Here is a 16,936-nt window from a genome sequence, read left to right on the forward strand (position 1 = left end):
TTACTTTGATGGTTGCGAGACGTTGTCTAGTTGCATACTGACATGCTTGGTAATATCATCGAGCATTTGTTGGCATGATTCAGGTTGCTCTGGAAACTGTTTATAAATAACATTAGTCAAAAATGCAGACAAAGCCTGACAAACTAGCCTGCGATTACGAAACGGTGGCGGTAACTTTTCCACAGATTGGTTTAATGATGACAATAAATTTTGACCTATAAAATTCATTGCCCTGGAATAATCTTCAGCAGTTACAGCTTCGCCTGGTTGAGCGTTTTCACTATTCACATTCATTTTTTATCCTGTCAGTGTGTGAGCAAGCCAGATTATAGAGTCTATCTCAAGCTACTTCAACGACTGTTTCAATTCTTTCCGTAAAAGCAGCTTGATTATCAATTAAAACAACAAAATACATCATTAACAGGACTTATATAGGATGTAGCTATGGCTTTACAATGACAACAGGCTCTGGTGTACCACCCAAAAGACTAAAGACCAAGAGTACAATAAATATTACTATAAAGAGGAAGAACAGAACTTTAGCTATCCCTGTTGCGGCTGATGCTACGCCTCTAAATCCAAATAAACCTGCCACAATTGCAACAATAAGAAAAATTAAGGCCCAATATAACATGATAAACTCCCTGTCTTTCAGAATAATAAGTTCTTCCCGAATTGTTTTTACCAGAGCAAAATCAGCTCCTTCTGTTTGTGCTCGTCTCACTTATAAGAACGAAAGAAATTGAAATACTTATTTATAGTCATCCTACTAAAATTGTAGACTATTTATCCAAAACAAAGAAAAACAAATAACTTTTATGATATTTCATATTGTCCTCTTTTAACCGTAGATTGTCCTTTTTCGACCATTAAGCTTAATTATGATCAATTTATAATTATTTAGTTTGTTTTTTTATCTGTTTGGTTCTATGACTAATCTAACAATTCATAATATAGAAAACCATGAGAACAATCCGCAGATACGATTAATACCATGGGCTCTATGGGAAAATTTATTTCAGCATTTTATCAGTGTGTATGAATTATCTCTTATGACTTTATCTTATAAAGAAGCAATCCATATCTTTTTACCGAGAACAAAGAATATGGAACAGGTGAGGCAATTGTTGTGTCTATATTATGCTCATTTTGACAGGAACTCCAAACAATTCTGGAATGATGTTCACAGTAAAGGAATAAAAAGCGAGGTTATTTGTTTTGTTGCTGCAATAACCGGTTGTTTAACTGCCTTGGATACAATATCTCTTTCTTTAATACCTGATGAGATTGTGAAGATGATTCAGGCAGAAAATTACCATGCTTTTGGCCTGGCTGCAGAAAATGGACATCTGCATGTGCTAAATCGTTTATGTGAATTGGCGCCAACTGAAGTTATAGCGATGATTCAGGCAGAAAATTACCAAGCCTTTCGTCTGGCGGCAGAAAATGGACACCTCCATGTGATAAAACATTTATGTGAATTGGCGCCAACTGAAGTTACAGCAATGATTCAAGCTGAAAATTATTATGCTTTTCGCTGGGCAGCAGTTGGAATAGGTCATCGTGATGTCATTAATTTTTTGCTCAACTCTCCGGTTATGCTCGCGTACGCAGAAATACACGAATTTGAATATGGAGAGAAGTACGTCAATCCGTTTATTACCAGCCATGTGAACAGGTTAAAAGAAATGCGCGATGCCTTTAAGCAAAGTAACCCGGATGGTGTCTTTGATTTAGTCACAAAGTCGGGATGCCTGGAAGGCTTTTATATGTTACGTAATTTAATCCGTCGTAATGATGAAGCATTACTTGATGATATTCGTTTTTTGCTAAGCATCCCCGGTATAAAAGCCTTGGCTCCTGCTGGAACCATTCCAGGAAATGAGAATGAGTTACTTCGCCTGGCTCTAAGGCTAGGTAATCAAGGCGCTTGTGAGTTACTCTTATCTATTCCAGACGTACTGGCATTGACTAAGGCAAACAATTATTACATTGATGAAACAGGGGGACGACTCGACTTGCGTGCAGTAGCTTAAGTCCGTTAAGAACAATCAAAGGAGTTGATGCTTGCGACAATAAAATTGTCATATCACTCAACCGCCATGGCTATGTTTATAAACGTTTACCTATGGATTACTCATCGGATATAGCTGTAAAACTACTGAAAGTGAGTTCAACTTAATACGAGTCCAAAACCATTTTGTTCAAATTTTTATGCTATATTACATTAAAAGATGTTCTTGGAAAAAAATAATGTTGAGCACATCCAATCTCTTGCTTCACGCTGCTATTCTGAATCTTGATGTTGAAAACTGTAAAGCTCTTTTAAAAGACAACAAAATTAGCGATATAAACGAATTTGCAGAATTAATTAGGGATATTCTGATTGCTCCTAAAATTAATGAACATCGTAGTTCCTTCGATAAGGCAGTTCAGATTTTAGATGTTTTTTTGGACCAAGGTTTATTTCTTGATGTTTACAAATTACCTGAGGATATTTTTCATCGTTTGTTGATGGAATATCCTGATACAACTTATAAGGTCATTGATGATTTTCAAAAACAAATCAACGACGACTCACTCCCTAACTATGTTAAGTTTTTGAAAAAAAATCTTCATGCGATGCTATACAGTTATTCTGTAATAGGTTTCCGTGATGAAAATGGCCCCGCTTTTAAAAAATGCTTAGAACTTATTTTCAAGTTTTTAGGACAAAATCAAGTCGATTATACAACAGCACCTGGATTTGAATTTATGGAAGGGTATGATAGCTCTTCTTTTTGGCGTTTAATGCAAACTCTAGTGCAAAATGATTGCGTGATATCTTTTCAATCACTCCGAGAATGGCCTTTTGTCTCTCAATCAATAGAATTGTTGGAAATAGAAGCTTCAGATGAGGACAGTCCTGCAATATTTAGTAAAATTTGGTTAGCAAATGCGAAAAATATGAGTTTGGATGAAACTTTCTCTAAAATTGGTTCACTTTATAATAAACAAGCCCACAAATGTATTGCAGTCATTATGGAAAACTTAGATCTCAATGACGAGGTAATAAAGCGTATTAGGAATGTAAGAACAGTTACTTCAAACGATAAATTTAATGCTTATATCAGTGGAGATCTCAGGAAATTAAAAAATAGAGATAATGGCAAACTGATACTTGCTCTATTTAAAAACCATTATCGTCTTGCAGCAATTGAGGTGTTTGATCCAGATCGATTCAACTCAGCTGATGAAAAAGAGGTAAAGGAAGAAATTAGGTATTTATTTTTAAATTTATTTGCATCCACTCCTTTCGACAAAATTAATAAACTAGTTACTGCTCTTCCCAAAGATCATCCTCATCTACAAACTATTAAAGAAGTTTATTCGAAAGTTAAAACTGAATATTGTGACGCTGCACCTTGTTTTTCACGCTATGTAAAACCGCAACATATAGATAAACTTAAAGAGTTTTATGGAAACAAAGCTGGGAAAATCAATGATGATATACAATTTGGTGCTAAACGAATGGAATTAGTTCATGAGCTCAATAAGTTATTATCTAATTCAACATATCATGTTACCCCAAGCAAACTACCTTTTAACTCCCTTTTACCCTCAAGCAGTAAGACGTATTTAGCTGCTTTCGTTCTTGAAAAAGTATCCGAATTTCTTCTGCAGACTGGACGAAGTGATGCAGTAGGTCGATTACGAAAGTCTGAAGATTATAACACACCTGTTAGAGCTCAGTATGCATTTGCATTACCTCTTATTAGAAATGTGTTTTATTTTTCCGATGACGTAAGACTAAACAAAAAAGGCTACTCTGTGAGTTATGGCCTATTTTATAATGACCTTCAAGTCAATAGTATTGAGGAAACCAGATACACTTGGAGTGGGCCTGTTGACGAGACTAATGTTGCACCTAACTTAATGTGGCAACATGGCCTGGCACCATTAAATGCCACCTGGCCTAATATTGAAAATTTATTTGCAGAAATCTGGTCTATGGATTTATCCTTTGCGGAAAAATATTCTGACTATCGAGACAAGCTTACGGTCTTTTATGAGAAACTAGCTGAGTTATCGTGGTTAATTGGAAATACTCAACCCTTAGAGCGTGGCACAGGGAGCTTTGCTGAAACTGTAGTAGCCTTGATGCATGTTCATCATGGTTTAAATCCGCCCATTCTCAAAAGTGATTTTCCACAACTGGATGTACTAAATATTACATTTCCTCTAGAGACTTATAAAAATATTTTCCCCTATTTTTTTGAACCATCAACTGTTCCCAAACACTTAAGGTCATTTACTAATATCCCTGAGATGGAAAATCTCCCTATCTCGCAACAAATACAACATTTATTCACTCAATTCCAACGACAACAACCAAATAATCCTGGCTATGAACTCGATGAGATCTCAGTTGCTAACATACTAAAAAACCATGCAACAAAAAATAAACCACCCACATTTAGCTTTTTGAATCCAGAAAAAGCCCTCTTAGCCAAAACATCAAACTATTATTTTTCTCTCTTTAATAAAGCGGACAACCCTGAACAAAAAATTCTGCTTCTTTTGACTATATTACAATTTTCTAAAAATAAAAATTTACAATTAGATATAGCAAAACAAATTTGTAGGGATAATTTCATTAGTTGCACTAAAACTATGGATAGGGAACAAATTATTAATAACGCGTTACACTTCATCAAGACTACTGCACTTGAAAATGCCGAGAAGATTGACGAAAAAACGATTACTACTTGGGAGCAAACTGCAAAACAAATTGCTGAAGCGGAACAAGAGAACCCAGAAAAAATAGTACTACCTAAGTTTGAAAATATTTTAATTAAAGAAGATACAGATACCAGACAAGAAATACCTACTTTACCCGATAAAACAAAATTACATATTAGTATCATGAAGATACCTGTCAATGAAAGAGAGGAAAATATTTTGGCAGTCTACACGGTATCAAATAATGATGAATTACTTACAAATCAAGATGGTTCAGTTCCAACCATTATCAAAGAAATACGAGACATGGTAGGGAAAATTGACCCTTCAAAAGAAGAGAATATAGCCAATACCATTATTGAAATCAAAAGAAAAATAGCTGAAAACAAAGACAATAATTACAATGAGAATGCTCATGACTTCATCAATGCATTTGCCAAACCAAGCTGTTGCGATTTCCAAAAAATCCGCGCTGCTTTAAGTGCCAACCCTGCAATTGAGGAAATAATGAATGCTGCCAGAGTAGAAAAGCAGCTAAAAACCTAAAACTTCGAGGGCTTACAAAAACCCCCGGTCTCATCGTTAAAAAATGTTTTTAATTCGGTCATTTGGTTTATCTAAACTCCCTTATTAAAACATTTTTTGCCTTGACATTGGAGTTTTTCGTAAGTCCTAACTTCGTAAGGTCGCGAGGGATTAGCAAAAAGGAAAGACTTGTAACTGGAAAAAAGGCTGTTATGAAAGCTCAGCCCCTTTCAGTTTTATTGCAAAAGTAGTAGTCAGCCTCACCACATTACTTTAGCATTTTAGAAGGTGGTGGGAAATTGTTATCTAAATTCTGTTCTCTCAATTCAAGTGAACTGGCTTTGCATTCAATACATTTTTGACACATACATTTTGTTGCTCGCGATACGATCAAAGGGATTGGGGTTGTTGATATTCCACCTATAAGTGCAGATAAACCCCAATTTACAGGAAAACAGCAAGCGAATAATGAACCACCAACAGTTCCTAATACACAACACACAACCGTAAACGTTTTTTCTTCTTTGGAAATACAACTGCTTCTGTTTGCTGGATTGTCTTCCAGGTCTTTTCTTTGTTGATTTATTGACTCTCTAACTTCTTTGATTGATTGTAATTCCTTTTGACGTTTTTGAGAGGCCACTAGGAATTTTGAGTATTTTTGATGTAAATGACTATAAGTTCCCTCGCAGCCTATATCAACTAAAGTTACATTAAACGCTTTACTTAACTGATGTACTTGATAATTAATATCCTTATTAGTTCTTGCAAAACGACTTAGTGATTGAAGATCAAGGAAATACATAACATGCAAGAGTATTTCATTAGGAACTCTTGTAAAACTGCCAAGATTGATGCTAGAGGGATTACTTACTATATTTGAGTTATTTTTTTTAAAAATGAACATAAATCAACCTTAACTCCAGTGATAGATTTTATTGAGCAAAAAATATTTTTTCCAAATAAATTTTTTTTGGTATGTACATAAACAACGAAAGAACACTAACATATGTTAGCATCCAAATAAAAGATAATATGATATCGAATTAGGGCATAATCAATTGACTTAAGGATCTGAACAAAATAACGATCATCTCAACTTGATTTATTGTGCTTAGTATTGATTAATATCTTATAGGTTTTTCCCTTTTTTAGCATTGTTAAAGTAATATGAAAAATAATACAACGATTTTCAGGAGCATTATCTTCACTCATTTTTGTCATTTTGGTTAAAATAAATTGGGTAGTGGTTTTGAGTATAGTATAATTTTTGATAGATATTTTAGTTTGAGGCAAGCTGATTAACAGGAGCTGCGCTCTGCTCTTATGATAACTTTGCCAAAACAGAACAGTGCTTAATTTAATTTAACCTGACTAACTTCCTCATGGACCAAGTCTTTGGTGACTTTGCGTGCCACAAGGAGTTCTTCCATTGATTTATTGATAATCTTATCCAATTCTCCCATTTCCAGCTTTGAAGTTTTCTTATAATGTTCAATTAAATCTTCGCGAGCTTTACCAAGCTCTCTGGTGATTGCATTCACATCATTACCCATGCCCTTTTCCTTGAGATCAACAAGTCTTTCTTTGAGCTTGTCAGCAATTTGCTCTTTAACCTCCGAATGCAATTTGGGAAGAGGAATATTGAAAAAATTCAAAACTTCCTTGACTGAATTCCAAAACCAATTTCGATTTTTATACCCATCCAATCGCTGAGTAATTTTGTCCGTCATATTGGTTTCACCATAATGAGCTTTCGATAGTTGATTCAATGTTTGGGATAGAGATTCTAAATTCAGGTTTTTTTGTGGATCCCCTGATAGTTCAAAATAGGCTTTTTGGAAATGACTTCTTGTTAATTGATTATCATCTTCCGGTGTGGTAGCTTTGGCATTTAACTCAATCACTTCTCTTCTTATTTCCCTATATTTCTGTTGACTGTCTTTGCTACCATCGTTGACTATACTATCCATTCTATCCATAGCCTTACGAACTTCCTCTTTTTGAGTATCTGATAGTACCTGATTGTGCTCAAGGTGTTCCCGGAGTGCTGCTTTCACTTGTTCACAATATTGTCGAGCATTGGGGGAAATATGATTAATCTGTTGCCAGAGGAAACCTTTTTCATTTTTGGATTCGAGTGTCTGTCTTACCTCGTCCATGGTCTGTTCCAAATGTTTGATTGCTTCGCTATCCGGTTTTGACCTTGACTCTTTGACACGTTCTAACAGCAAATTTTTAACTGACTCATTCGTTGAATTCTTCTCATCACAATGATAGTGATAATAATTCGCAATGGAGGTCAGGGAATGTTGTAAATAAGAAAGTCTGTCCCTGACTGGAGGTTGTCTGAAGCTACTTTTTTCATCCCTGTCAACACCCGAAGGTTCTGGCAAGGTTCCTGCAATATTATTCTCACTAATTTGAAAGTGTTTCGCTAATGATGAAAAAAAATGCTCATACCTTGGATCTTCGGATAGCGATTTTAATTCGGCGATGACTTCTTCTTTTTGGGTTTGACCGCCATGATTTTTTTCAAAAAACCAGTTAAATGACTTGGGATACAATTGTTTAAACAATTCCCGGTGCTCTTGATTGACAAACAATCTGGAGTCTTGTACGTAATCTTCACGCTTGGACACAATACTGCGTTCATGATATTTTTTGGTCAGTTTGGCATATCCCCATTCATTTTCCTTCATACCACATAACAACTCAAAGCGTTTTTCTGGGGATAGTCCTGAAGACGTTCGAACTTCCTCTTTTTTATCTCCTACTCTGGCAATAATTGGTGGGGAAATCCCAACAGAAGGGAGTGAGCCAGTTTCCCTGCAAAAACGATTCATATCATCATGTAATAAAATGGCAGTGTGATTCGTGTTAGGATCTTCGGTAACGCGATTACCAGTATTGTGTTCCCCATAGTAAGGTTTAACAACCACTTTTGTTTTTTCAGGATCTGCAATCACATACCTTCCTGAATGTTGCGGATCAAATCCAGGCCTGTATTCATGTAACATCAGGGTCGACTCAAAATGTGCTACATTAGGAGGGACAGTATAAGAATGTGGATCATCGCGTTTCCCAGGCCCAGGTACCTGATCGATTAAAAATAAATTAACTTTGATGTCTGGATATAATTGATAAAGGAGATTCGCCATTCGCATACAGGTATCCGCTCCTCGGCTAAACCCATGCAAATTAACTGTTTCAGGCAGTTGACCTCCATTTTTTTCAATAATGTCATTAAGGTAAAGTACCGCCTCAAATAATAAATGCTCTATACCTTCTCCTGCCAGATTTCCTGTCAGTTTTTGTATGGCATTGGTAATCGTTTGGGAGATTACAGGGCTAATTAATACCTTGGAATTATCTATTGGGTTATAAATATAAGTCCCAGGAATCGGATCCTTGCTATCGCCTGATTTTGGTTCCGAACCAGGACCATCAAACATCCTCATTGCCACTGTAGGATTGTCTTTATTTACTTCCGAGATTGTATTATGAAAACTGGTGAGAATATGATGAACTTTTTCACGATGTTGTCCTGTACCCAGAAAACTTAATGTGACTGTTTTTACTTTTTGTTCACGAACGTCTTTTTCGGATGTGCTCATAATATGAATATCAACTAATAGGGTTCCCTTGATATAATTTTAATCCATGCGCACAACAAATGCACACACGTCAGTCAAAATGATTACTTTTATTGAAATTTGCATTATTTACAATCAAAATTAAGCTGAAATGGCGATTAAGTCTCGAAGGATAATCAAAACACAAGCCATAACAGTGCTGGGTGCTGACTATGTTTTGCCAATATCTAATTAGCCTTAGTCTTTAAACCTAACGTTTCAATTATCATTAGCAGTTCAATACAAGAGTTGCTATCCTTGAGACATCAATGAGAATAATTACAACAATGATTCATGGAATGAAGATGAAAATAATTCCCAGCATTTTAATTGCTCTGCACGCCACTTCTGCTTATGCAGGCCAGCAAGTTTTGGTACTGTCAGGAGGAGATAACCCAGGCCTTAACCACTACACCCAATACCTGCAAACAAAAACTCTTTATGAGCATTTAATCACCCGATTTAATCCTGAAACAGTGAGTATCTATTTTGGAGGAGGTAACACATCAACCGCACAACCTTCTCCCTTTGATGTGCACAAACTCATTAATACAAAAGATAATCAGCAAAGCAAAGAAGATGTCATGTTTACGGGTATTATCGCAAACAATCAACAAGCCAATAAATACAATGTGGATGCCTTTTTTTTATCTTCCAAAATTCAGCAAATCAATCCTGATGATAATTTGCTTCTTTTTGTCAGTGATCACGGCATGCCTCATGGGTTTTTAGAGGATAAAAATACCAATCCCTACAGTAACAACTGCATTGATCTCTGGCATTACCAAAAACCATTTATTAACAACTTCACTAACGCCAAAAATTTTAGCAAAGCTTGTTTATCCAAAAATGAATTATCGTCACTACTCGCCTTAATACCAAACCAACACGTTATTTTTGCCATGTCTCAGTGTTACTCAGGCGGGTTTCATCAATTATCTGTTACAACACAAGATGGATATCCTATAGCTAATCCTAAAATTTGTGGTTTCACTTCCTCAACGGATGATCACTATGCCAGTGGCTGCACTGCTGATGCCAACGGCGCTACCTATCAAGGATATGAACGTTCTTTTACCGAATGGTACACAGGGCATGGCGTCATTGATGGAAAAAAAATCAGAGAACCGGCTAAAAATATGTTGGTTGCCCATCAAAACGCGATCATCGAAGACATGACAGTAGACATTCCTTTAAGTACTTCGGACTATTATTTACTCCAATGGGCCAAATTATTCGCATCAAAACAGTTTAAGTCCCGCATGAAAAATTACGACAATAATACGATTCGATCCGTTTACCTGAATTATAAAGAAAGATTTCAATCCAACGACAATGATGCTCTTTCCCAATTTATCCGTGTGGCCCGTGCTTCTCAAGATAAAATTATCCAGTTAATGCCTGAAGCCAGTGAATTTGCCTCTTTATCCTTAACCCAACAAAAACAAAAAATCAGTTCGCTGGAAAAGCGATTAGAACAACAAGGCAAGGAATTAGAAGCCGTTTGGGAGGGAATGATGAATCTGACACTGAACGTCATCACGCCAACCTGGGAAAAAACAGTGAATGAATCAAAAAATCAGCCTCTCAATGAGAAGCAACAAACTTTTGAAAAAGAATTTTACCAAACTATTATTAAACTTAATTTATACCAACATCCCTATCAATTTGAAATGTATTATTTGCAATATCTGTCAGAAAAACACAATGATCCTGATTTAGTGAACTATCAAAAAAATCGCAACACCATGATTTACGAATGGGCAAAAACCAATAATAATGAGCCTCTGGCGAATGCCATAAAAAATTGGGAAAAACTGAACCAAAAACAACTTGCCTTATCTGAACACATTGCTGAAGAAGAAAAGAAAAAGCAGTGGTTAAAGCGGATTTTTACCTACAATCAGATCATCGCCGCCTGGGTCACGCTCTTAGCTATCCACGATGAAAAAGCCCTGATTGATCTCGAAGGTTTGTTAAAATGCCAAAATGCCAGTTGAATAAAATCTCACCGGGTAATACAACAAGATATGATGCTAAAGCAACAACATAAAAGGCATCTTATGCCTCTTATGTCGAATTTGACTTTAACCTAAAAACAAAGATGGGCTTTGCTCATCAGTTTTTTGTTCCTCAATTTGCGTCTTGAAGAGATGATGACGATGATGATGTTTTAATTTGGGTTGATTTATTTCAGCACATATATCTTGCAATTCGAACAGCTGTTGTGTTGTTAAACCAACCGCAACATCAATAATAAATTGAGATGATTTGATAGTATTCTCAATACTGTTTATGTATATAGGTCTTGATTCATCTTTCATCTCAACCATCTCATTTCTGAAATCAAAGCTGATTTGTTTTGATGTTTTATCTTGAATTTTTTTGAGAATGCTCATTGCACTCTTATAATCACTGGTAGCTTCCTGATGATAGCTTTGGGTTCTAATATGTAAGTAGGGACGCGACATACTTTTTCCTTCTCTGCCATCAAATACAACCAAATCCTGGATCACTTTATTATGCGGAAATGATTGTTTTAAAATTCCGATAACATTGGAGAGCATTTCTGCGTTTGCATTAGTATTCTTTTCTTTTTTAAGTGAAAACTTATGAAGTTCCTGAGGATTTACCTCCTTGATAATGCATACTTTCTGGCCATCTTCAAGTTCTTTGGTTTCTGTTTTTAGACAATCAAGCAAAACAAGGCTATCTAACGATCTTAGTATTTGCTGAACGCCTGTCTCCTTGGAATCTAAATTTCCTGTGCGCAAATCAATGGGGAATTCTTCACTAGATGAATGAAAATAAACTTCAAACTTCACCCCCAAAAGAGATTTTAAATCGTTCTGTATTTGAATGAGGTTAAGTTCTGACTCACTGTTTAATAAATCCAATAACTCAAGAACAGAAAACCATTGTTGTGTCGGTGTTGTTAGTTCGTTTTCTTTAAACGAACCAAGGTAATTCTCCCCATCGAGTTTTGCAGAATTGAATGAAATCCCTCGTACATACCCCCTGTTCCCTGCAATTGACATACGAATAAACGTCGTAGCAGGAATAGTATTTTGCATTTCTTCTTGATTCAGTGGGATAAATCCTTCCAGTTTCTCAACATCACATGCCGTGATAATAAATTCCACCCCATTATCCTTTAAATTGTGCCCTTCCTCATATTTGACTGCCTTGGCAGCAGACAACATGACGAGTACAGATCTTAATTCCTCTATTCTTTCTTTTGATTTTATAGGGCCTATCCTTAAATCGGTTGTAGCCCCCTCCTCCCAGGATCGACTTGTCGATTGCTCAATTCGCATTACCTCGTTTTCTTTTTCATCCAGATTTAAAATCTCGCACAACTTGGTTTTAACACGATGAATATAAGGGTTTTGCAATTCATCCAAGGTAGCTAACAACTCGATAATTTCTTTCATCTTTTAAATTCCAGGTCAAGTTAAAGGACTAATCCAAAATAGCTGTTTCTATCTAACTTCTTGATTTTATTAATCAAGATATTGAACAATAACATAAAATATAATATATAAAAAGCACAACATTTATAATTTAAAATCAATATGTATCCTACTTAATAAGGAACTCCATGCAGCCATAACCGAGCCTAAAAGTTGTTAAAATAACTGGCGATGTATTAAATGAACCAAATTATCTACAGAAAAAAAGGAAACCGGATCAAAGAGATTTTTTGATATACCTATATCGACTACTGAAACAGGCGGGAGTATCCCCACAATTTATTTATTAAGGATATTAAGGCAGGTTTTTGGTAGTACATTCACAACCGCATTTAATTTGAGCATTTGCCGCGATTTCTGCATCGCAAAGACAATAAATCCCTCCTTCAGCACTAGTGCAAAGATTGGAATCAATCATTCATCAAAAAACGCAAGAAAACCGATTAAAAAATATGGAGTCCTGTGCAGGACTCCTGATAATCACACAGGAGCAACAAGAGATTGTTTTTCTTGACACTCTTCCTTACCTGTCAGTTGACTCAATTGATTTTTGATATGCAACCAACTGTTAAGATCATATTGAGATCCCAAACTGAGTATAAAAGGTTTAAGAGCATACTGAACCAATAATTTATTGAGCTCATCCATTACATAAGGAGCCAATGAATGATTGTTGTATCTGGTGGTGGAATCCGCAAAGAAATGATGAAGCAAGGTCAACAAAGACTCAACCGTACTGGTTCCCCGTGCTTCACTGGCGAGCTCGCCTGCTTTTTCTTCTCCTGCCTTGCCATGACGCAACCAGCTAAACCAACCATAAGCTTCACTGGGAGTAGTTCCTTCTATTCTTTTATGACTATAGTTGTCAACTGCTCTTGATAGAGCAGCAACCAGTTCCGTCCAAATTGATGTAGAAGATTTATCGACTACTTTTTTTTTATCGTTGGAAACAGATAAAGAAAGCTCTTCTTCCTCTAACTTTTCCTCTTTGGCAGAAGTAAACAAAGTACTGTCGGAACTGGTATAACTAAATGAAGAAGGAGGTCTGTGGTTGATTTTTGGACGTTCGCTCGTTGGATGAGTCAATCGGGGTTTGAGTAACTCAGAATTGTCCTCTTTTGCGTGACTCTCTGATTCTCTAATTAAAGATTCCTGTGATTTTAGAGCTTCTTCTAATTTTGCCAAGAGCAATTCTGCTTTTCTTTTTGCAACCAATCCCTTAGGTATATCAGAAGGTTTATTGATAATAGGTTCTGATCGACCGGTATATTTTTCTCTCATATCCACTTCCCTATGTAATGATTTATGAATTAAACAGTCCACTAATGTTAATGCAATATATTGTTTTCTTTCAAGGAATTAATCACTTCGGTTCAATAAGAAAATAGAAATACACTGAAACAAAATATTTTGTATTTTTCAGTAACGGAAAAATATCATAGGCCAACTTACTTTGCACAACCCGCAAGAAAAAAGCAGAAGATAAATGGATTTAATATTTAAGGAGGATAAAATCAATTACTTGCGCCAATATTTACTATACTATTAACATTTCATATCACTATAGTTCTCATCTGGTTACTAAAACAACTATGGACTGGAATAAAAACCTCAAGGATTATGAGAGCAGGCTCATTAACATTAAGCCTTTTTTTAAAAAAGGCAAAATCATTTCTGAGAAAAATATAGTTGCCCTTCTTGAAACAGCAATAAAGCCTCATGACAAAGTTTGCCTGGAAGGAGACAATCAGAAGCAAGCTGATTTTCTGGCACGTAGCCTATGTTCTGTAAATCCCCAAAAAATATACGGCTTACATATGCTGCAATCGGCTGTTACCTTATCGGAACATCTTGACTTATTTGAACGAGGAATTGCTGAAAAAATTGATTTTGCGTTTGCTGGCCCTCAATCAACACGTTTGGCGATCATGATCCAGCGTAATCAGGTTAAGATAGGCAATATTCATACCTACAATGAGCTGTATGCACGTTATGTGATGGATTTGCCCCCCAATGACGAGTTTACACCATTCTTGCCTCGGTTTTCTTAATATTCACATAATATTTCTTTGATAAAATGACAAAATTAAATACTTTTTGTATTATTGGACACTCATATGACGCCTTTGTTTCCAGAAAAAAATACTCCCCTGACTATAAAACAAGGCCCAGTCGATGATTGTTACCTGCTAGTGGCATTGGATTGTATTTTTAACTCTGGAGACGAAGCTCGTCAATTGTTAGCATCAAAGTTTACGCAAACTCCACTTGGGCTAACCGTCCGCATTAAACGAAATAATCAGAGTACCCGACTGGATTCTCAGAAAATGCGTGGCAAATATATCCACGTTTATGATCGAAATACAGATGAAGATATTTTTTTTATAGGCCAGCAAAAGCTGAAAGAAATTGATAATTCAAAAAAAGGGGTACAAACCAATTCACTTGCAATTAAAGTTTTAGAACGAATCAGTTCCTATTATTACACCGGAGATTGGGATCATGCCGGTGAATCTGGAAGTCTAACAGCTCATAGCATAAGACAAAGACACATGGAATCCTCCACCCGTTTTGTCGGTAAGTTATTAGGTATTCATGCTGAAGATACTGAAGAAATGGATGAAATCATCAAGCTCAAATTAATGAATCCAAGGGAAGCCATTTATATTAGCTTCGCCTATGGTGAGCCAGATGCCAATGGAAAAATTCATGAGCGTCATGCATTAAGAATAGATAAAGTGGTCTCTAAAACAAATGGTGGTTATGATTTTATTTTAGTCAATCCATGGGATAATCAAAAGCAGGAAACATTCAGTTTAGGAGAACTTGAAAAACGAGATTGCCGTTTTTGTACTTTCAGTCTCAATCAACAGAGATATGAAGTCACACGTATTTTATTAAAAAATCCGGTAGAGCAAGGGCAGTATATTTTTGCAAATCCGGAATTGTTTACCCTGCTCTTGCAAATGCAAAAGCTAAGTCTGTTATCCGATGCTAAAAACATTCAAGCGTGCATTAATCTTCACAAACAAATGCCTTACTTAATTGCCTTATACAATTCATTAACATCCGATGAACAAAAAAAACTGATTCAAGGACTGGTAGACACAAAAGGTAATAAAGAAAAATTTACAAAACACCTGATATTAAACGTTCCTCGACTGGATTTGGTTAAAACAATTTTTCAAAATGAGCCTCTGAAAGACAAAACCGAGAACACTATAGTTGACCTCGCACTTGAAGTAAAAAAGAAAGATTCACCGGCACGCATTGTTTTTGAAGATCTCGAATTTTTTACTTTAATCATGAATCGAGCAATTCATCATAAAGCAAACATTCGGGGATGCAGTCAGGAACAAGCAAAAAAACTGATTGAATCCAAAATGGTTCATTATTATTTTGATAACTTGAAAACAGATAGTCTGACTAGAAATGCAGGGCTATGTGAATTATTTGCCGCAAAGATTTTCACAAAAACATCCATTGAAGCATGGTTTGCCAACAGACTTTCTTTAGCTCATGCTGATTTGTCTCAGGCATTAAAAACTCTGGGATTTTCTGATCAACGTTCTGAAGTAATGAGCGCACCGGTTCTAAAAAAGCAAACAGGTTTGACGGCTGGCCAGGTTGGATTTTTTCCAATTCATAAATCCTCACCGGCACTGGTAACAAATAAAACTCCTGCTCCAATCCAGGAACTGACTGCAAAAAAATCATCTGTTCCTACCCTACCATCTATAGTAAAAAAACCCTCTACACCAATTCCAGAACCTATTGCAAAAAAATTATCTACACCAACTCCACCACTTCAAGGGAACGGATTATCTATTTATAACCCAACGAAGCAAACATCTGTAAAAACACTCCCTCCGTTAAAAGGCGTGCGCATTACACCACTCCCCTAGAGTTTATGATATACCTATTATGCTCTCAGTATTTTCTGTTCAAGATAAGTCAGGTTTTGGCTTCTCCAAACTCAGTAACAACTTGACAATGTGGAACTCCAGAAAGAAGAGATTCAAGATCACTTACTTTATGCTAATATTGATTCAATATTGCAATAATAAAACTCCAATCGACGATCATGATGAACAGAGATAGCCATCCATTGCTTGCTATAGCAGCAGAAGAAGTCCCCCCCCGTAACAAACCCTCTATTTATCCTGAGCCATTCGCATCCATGATGGCTGGTCGTCAAAAACATCCGTTAGGGGATTTTTTTGGAATAAAAAATTTTGGCGTCAACTTAACAAGATTAGCTCCTGGCGCACAATCCGCTTTGCTGCATAAACATAAACTACAGGAAGAATTCATTTTTATCCTGAAAGGGCAACCAACATTGATAACTGAAACTGCACACATTCAATTAGATCCCGGAATGTGTGCAGGATTTACTCCAAATGGCACAGCACATCAACTGGTCAATCGGACAGCTGATGAAGTGGTTTATCTTGAAATAGGAGATCGAACCCAAGGAGATGAGGTAAATTATCCTGCTGATGATCTTGCGGCAGTGTTTGGTGATGATGGACAATGGCATTTTATGCATAAAAATGGAATGCCGTATTAATAACAAATAAT

Annotated in this window: 11 protein-coding genes and 1 pseudogene; 6 read left to right on the top strand and 6 right to left on the bottom strand. The window is 36.1% G+C overall.

All coding sequences use genetic code 11. The features are described from left to right. Positions 1 to 294 carry a hypothetical protein gene (locus OQJ02_RS12095; RefSeq protein ID WP_265719266.1) on the bottom strand — a complete coding sequence of 98 codons (294 nt, stop codon included), beginning with the start codon at positions 292 to 294 and terminating at the stop codon, positions 1 to 3. 148 nt (positions 295 to 442) lie between these two features. Further along, positions 443 to 634 (bottom strand): DUF1328 domain-containing protein, encoded by a 192-nt coding sequence (locus tag OQJ02_RS12100; protein ID WP_265719832.1) that lies wholly within the window; start codon positions 632 to 634, stop codon positions 443 to 445. A gap of 295 nt (positions 635 to 929) precedes the next feature. On the opposite strand from OQJ02_RS12100, the gene OQJ02_RS12105 reads away from it, so the two are divergent. Next, the gene (locus OQJ02_RS12105) at positions 930 to 2,036 is read left to right on the top strand and encodes a hypothetical protein (protein WP_265719267.1); all 1,107 of its coding nucleotides are present in this window, start codon (positions 930 to 932) and stop codon (positions 2,034 to 2,036) included. Positions 2,037 to 4,851: 2,815 nt separating this feature from the next. Next, a pseudogene (locus OQJ02_RS15480) lies at positions 4,852 to 5,268 on the top strand (hypothetical protein); the annotation flags it as partial. A gap of 247 nt (positions 5,269 to 5,515) precedes the next feature. Here OQJ02_RS15480 and OQJ02_RS12115 read toward each other — a convergent pair. Further along, entirely contained in the window at positions 5,516 to 6,154 is a 639-nt protein-coding gene (locus tag OQJ02_RS12115; protein WP_265719269.1) for a hypothetical protein, read from the bottom strand. Between the two features lie 448 nt (positions 6,155 to 6,602). Then, the gene (lem25, locus tag OQJ02_RS12120; RefSeq protein ID WP_265719270.1) at positions 6,603 to 8,864 is read right to left on the bottom strand and encodes a Dot/Icm T4SS effector Lem25; all 2,262 of its coding nucleotides are present in this window, start codon (positions 8,862 to 8,864) and stop codon (positions 6,603 to 6,605) included. Positions 8,865 to 9,187: 323 nt separating this feature from the next. On the opposite strand from lem25, the gene OQJ02_RS12125 reads away from it, so the two are divergent. Then, complete coding sequence (locus OQJ02_RS12125) at positions 9,188 to 10,882, top strand: hypothetical protein (RefSeq protein ID WP_265719271.1); 1,695 nt, start codon at positions 9,188 to 9,190, stop codon at positions 10,880 to 10,882. An 87-nt stretch (positions 10,883 to 10,969) separates the two neighbouring features. On the opposite strand, the gene OQJ02_RS12130 is transcribed toward OQJ02_RS12125, so the two are convergent. Further along, positions 10,970 to 12,316: a hypothetical protein gene (locus OQJ02_RS12130; protein ID WP_265719272.1), complete on the bottom strand. Its 1,347-nt coding sequence runs from the start codon at positions 12,314 to 12,316 to the stop codon at positions 10,970 to 10,972. Between the two features lie 519 nt (positions 12,317 to 12,835). Next, positions 12,836 to 13,642, bottom strand: coding sequence for a hypothetical protein (locus OQJ02_RS12135; protein ID WP_265719833.1), 807 nt, complete (start codon positions 13,640 to 13,642; stop codon positions 12,836 to 12,838). 305 nt (positions 13,643 to 13,947) lie between these two features. On the opposite strand from OQJ02_RS12135, the gene OQJ02_RS12140 reads away from it, so the two are divergent. From OQJ02_RS12140 to OQJ02_RS12150, 3 genes are all read left to right on the top strand, one after another. Next, positions 13,948 to 14,406 carry a malonate decarboxylase subunit alpha gene (locus OQJ02_RS12140; RefSeq protein WP_265719273.1) on the top strand — a complete coding sequence of 153 codons (459 nt, stop codon included), beginning with the start codon at positions 13,948 to 13,950 and terminating at the stop codon, positions 14,404 to 14,406. Positions 14,407 to 14,460: 54 nt separating this feature from the next. After that, positions 14,461 to 16,260 (top strand): hypothetical protein, encoded by a 1,800-nt coding sequence (locus OQJ02_RS12145; protein WP_265719274.1) that lies wholly within the window; start codon positions 14,461 to 14,463, stop codon positions 16,258 to 16,260. Positions 16,261 to 16,439: 179 nt separating this feature from the next. Further along, entirely contained in the window at positions 16,440 to 16,925 is a 486-nt protein-coding gene (locus OQJ02_RS12150) for a cupin domain-containing protein (protein WP_265719275.1), read from the top strand. Positions 16,926 to 16,936: the final 11 nt, after the last annotated feature.

The organism is Legionella sp. PATHC032 (assembly GCF_026191185.1).
Classification (GTDB): domain Bacteria; phylum Pseudomonadota; class Gammaproteobacteria; order Legionellales; family Legionellaceae; genus Legionella.

Excerpts from the sequence above, each read along its gene's own strand:
- OQJ02_RS12095 (WP_265719266.1), bottom strand. The coding sequence starts at position 294 with ATGAATGTGAATAGTGAAAACGCTCAACCAGGCGAAGCTGTAACTGCT.
- OQJ02_RS12100 (WP_265719832.1), bottom strand. The coding sequence starts at position 634 with ATGTTATATTGGGCCTTAATTTTTCTTATTGTTGCAATTGTGGCAGGT.
- OQJ02_RS12105 (WP_265719267.1), top strand. The coding sequence starts at position 930 with ATGACTAATCTAACAATTCATAATATAGAAAACCATGAGAACAATCCG.
- OQJ02_RS12115 (WP_265719269.1), bottom strand. The coding sequence starts at position 6,154 with ATGTTCATTTTTAAAAAAAATAACTCAAATATAGTAAGTAATCCCTCT.
- lem25 (WP_265719270.1), bottom strand. The coding sequence starts at position 8,864 with ATGAGCACATCCGAAAAAGACGTTCGTGAACAAAAAGTAAAAACAGTC.
- OQJ02_RS12125 (WP_265719271.1), top strand. The coding sequence starts at position 9,188 with ATGAAAATAATTCCCAGCATTTTAATTGCTCTGCACGCCACTTCTGCT.
- OQJ02_RS12130 (WP_265719272.1), bottom strand. The coding sequence starts at position 12,316 with ATGAAAGAAATTATCGAGTTGTTAGCTACCTTGGATGAATTGCAAAAC.
- OQJ02_RS12140 (WP_265719273.1), top strand. The coding sequence starts at position 13,948 with ATGGACTGGAATAAAAACCTCAAGGATTATGAGAGCAGGCTCATTAAC.
- OQJ02_RS12150 (WP_265719275.1), top strand. The coding sequence starts at position 16,440 with ATGATGAACAGAGATAGCCATCCATTGCTTGCTATAGCAGCAGAAGAA.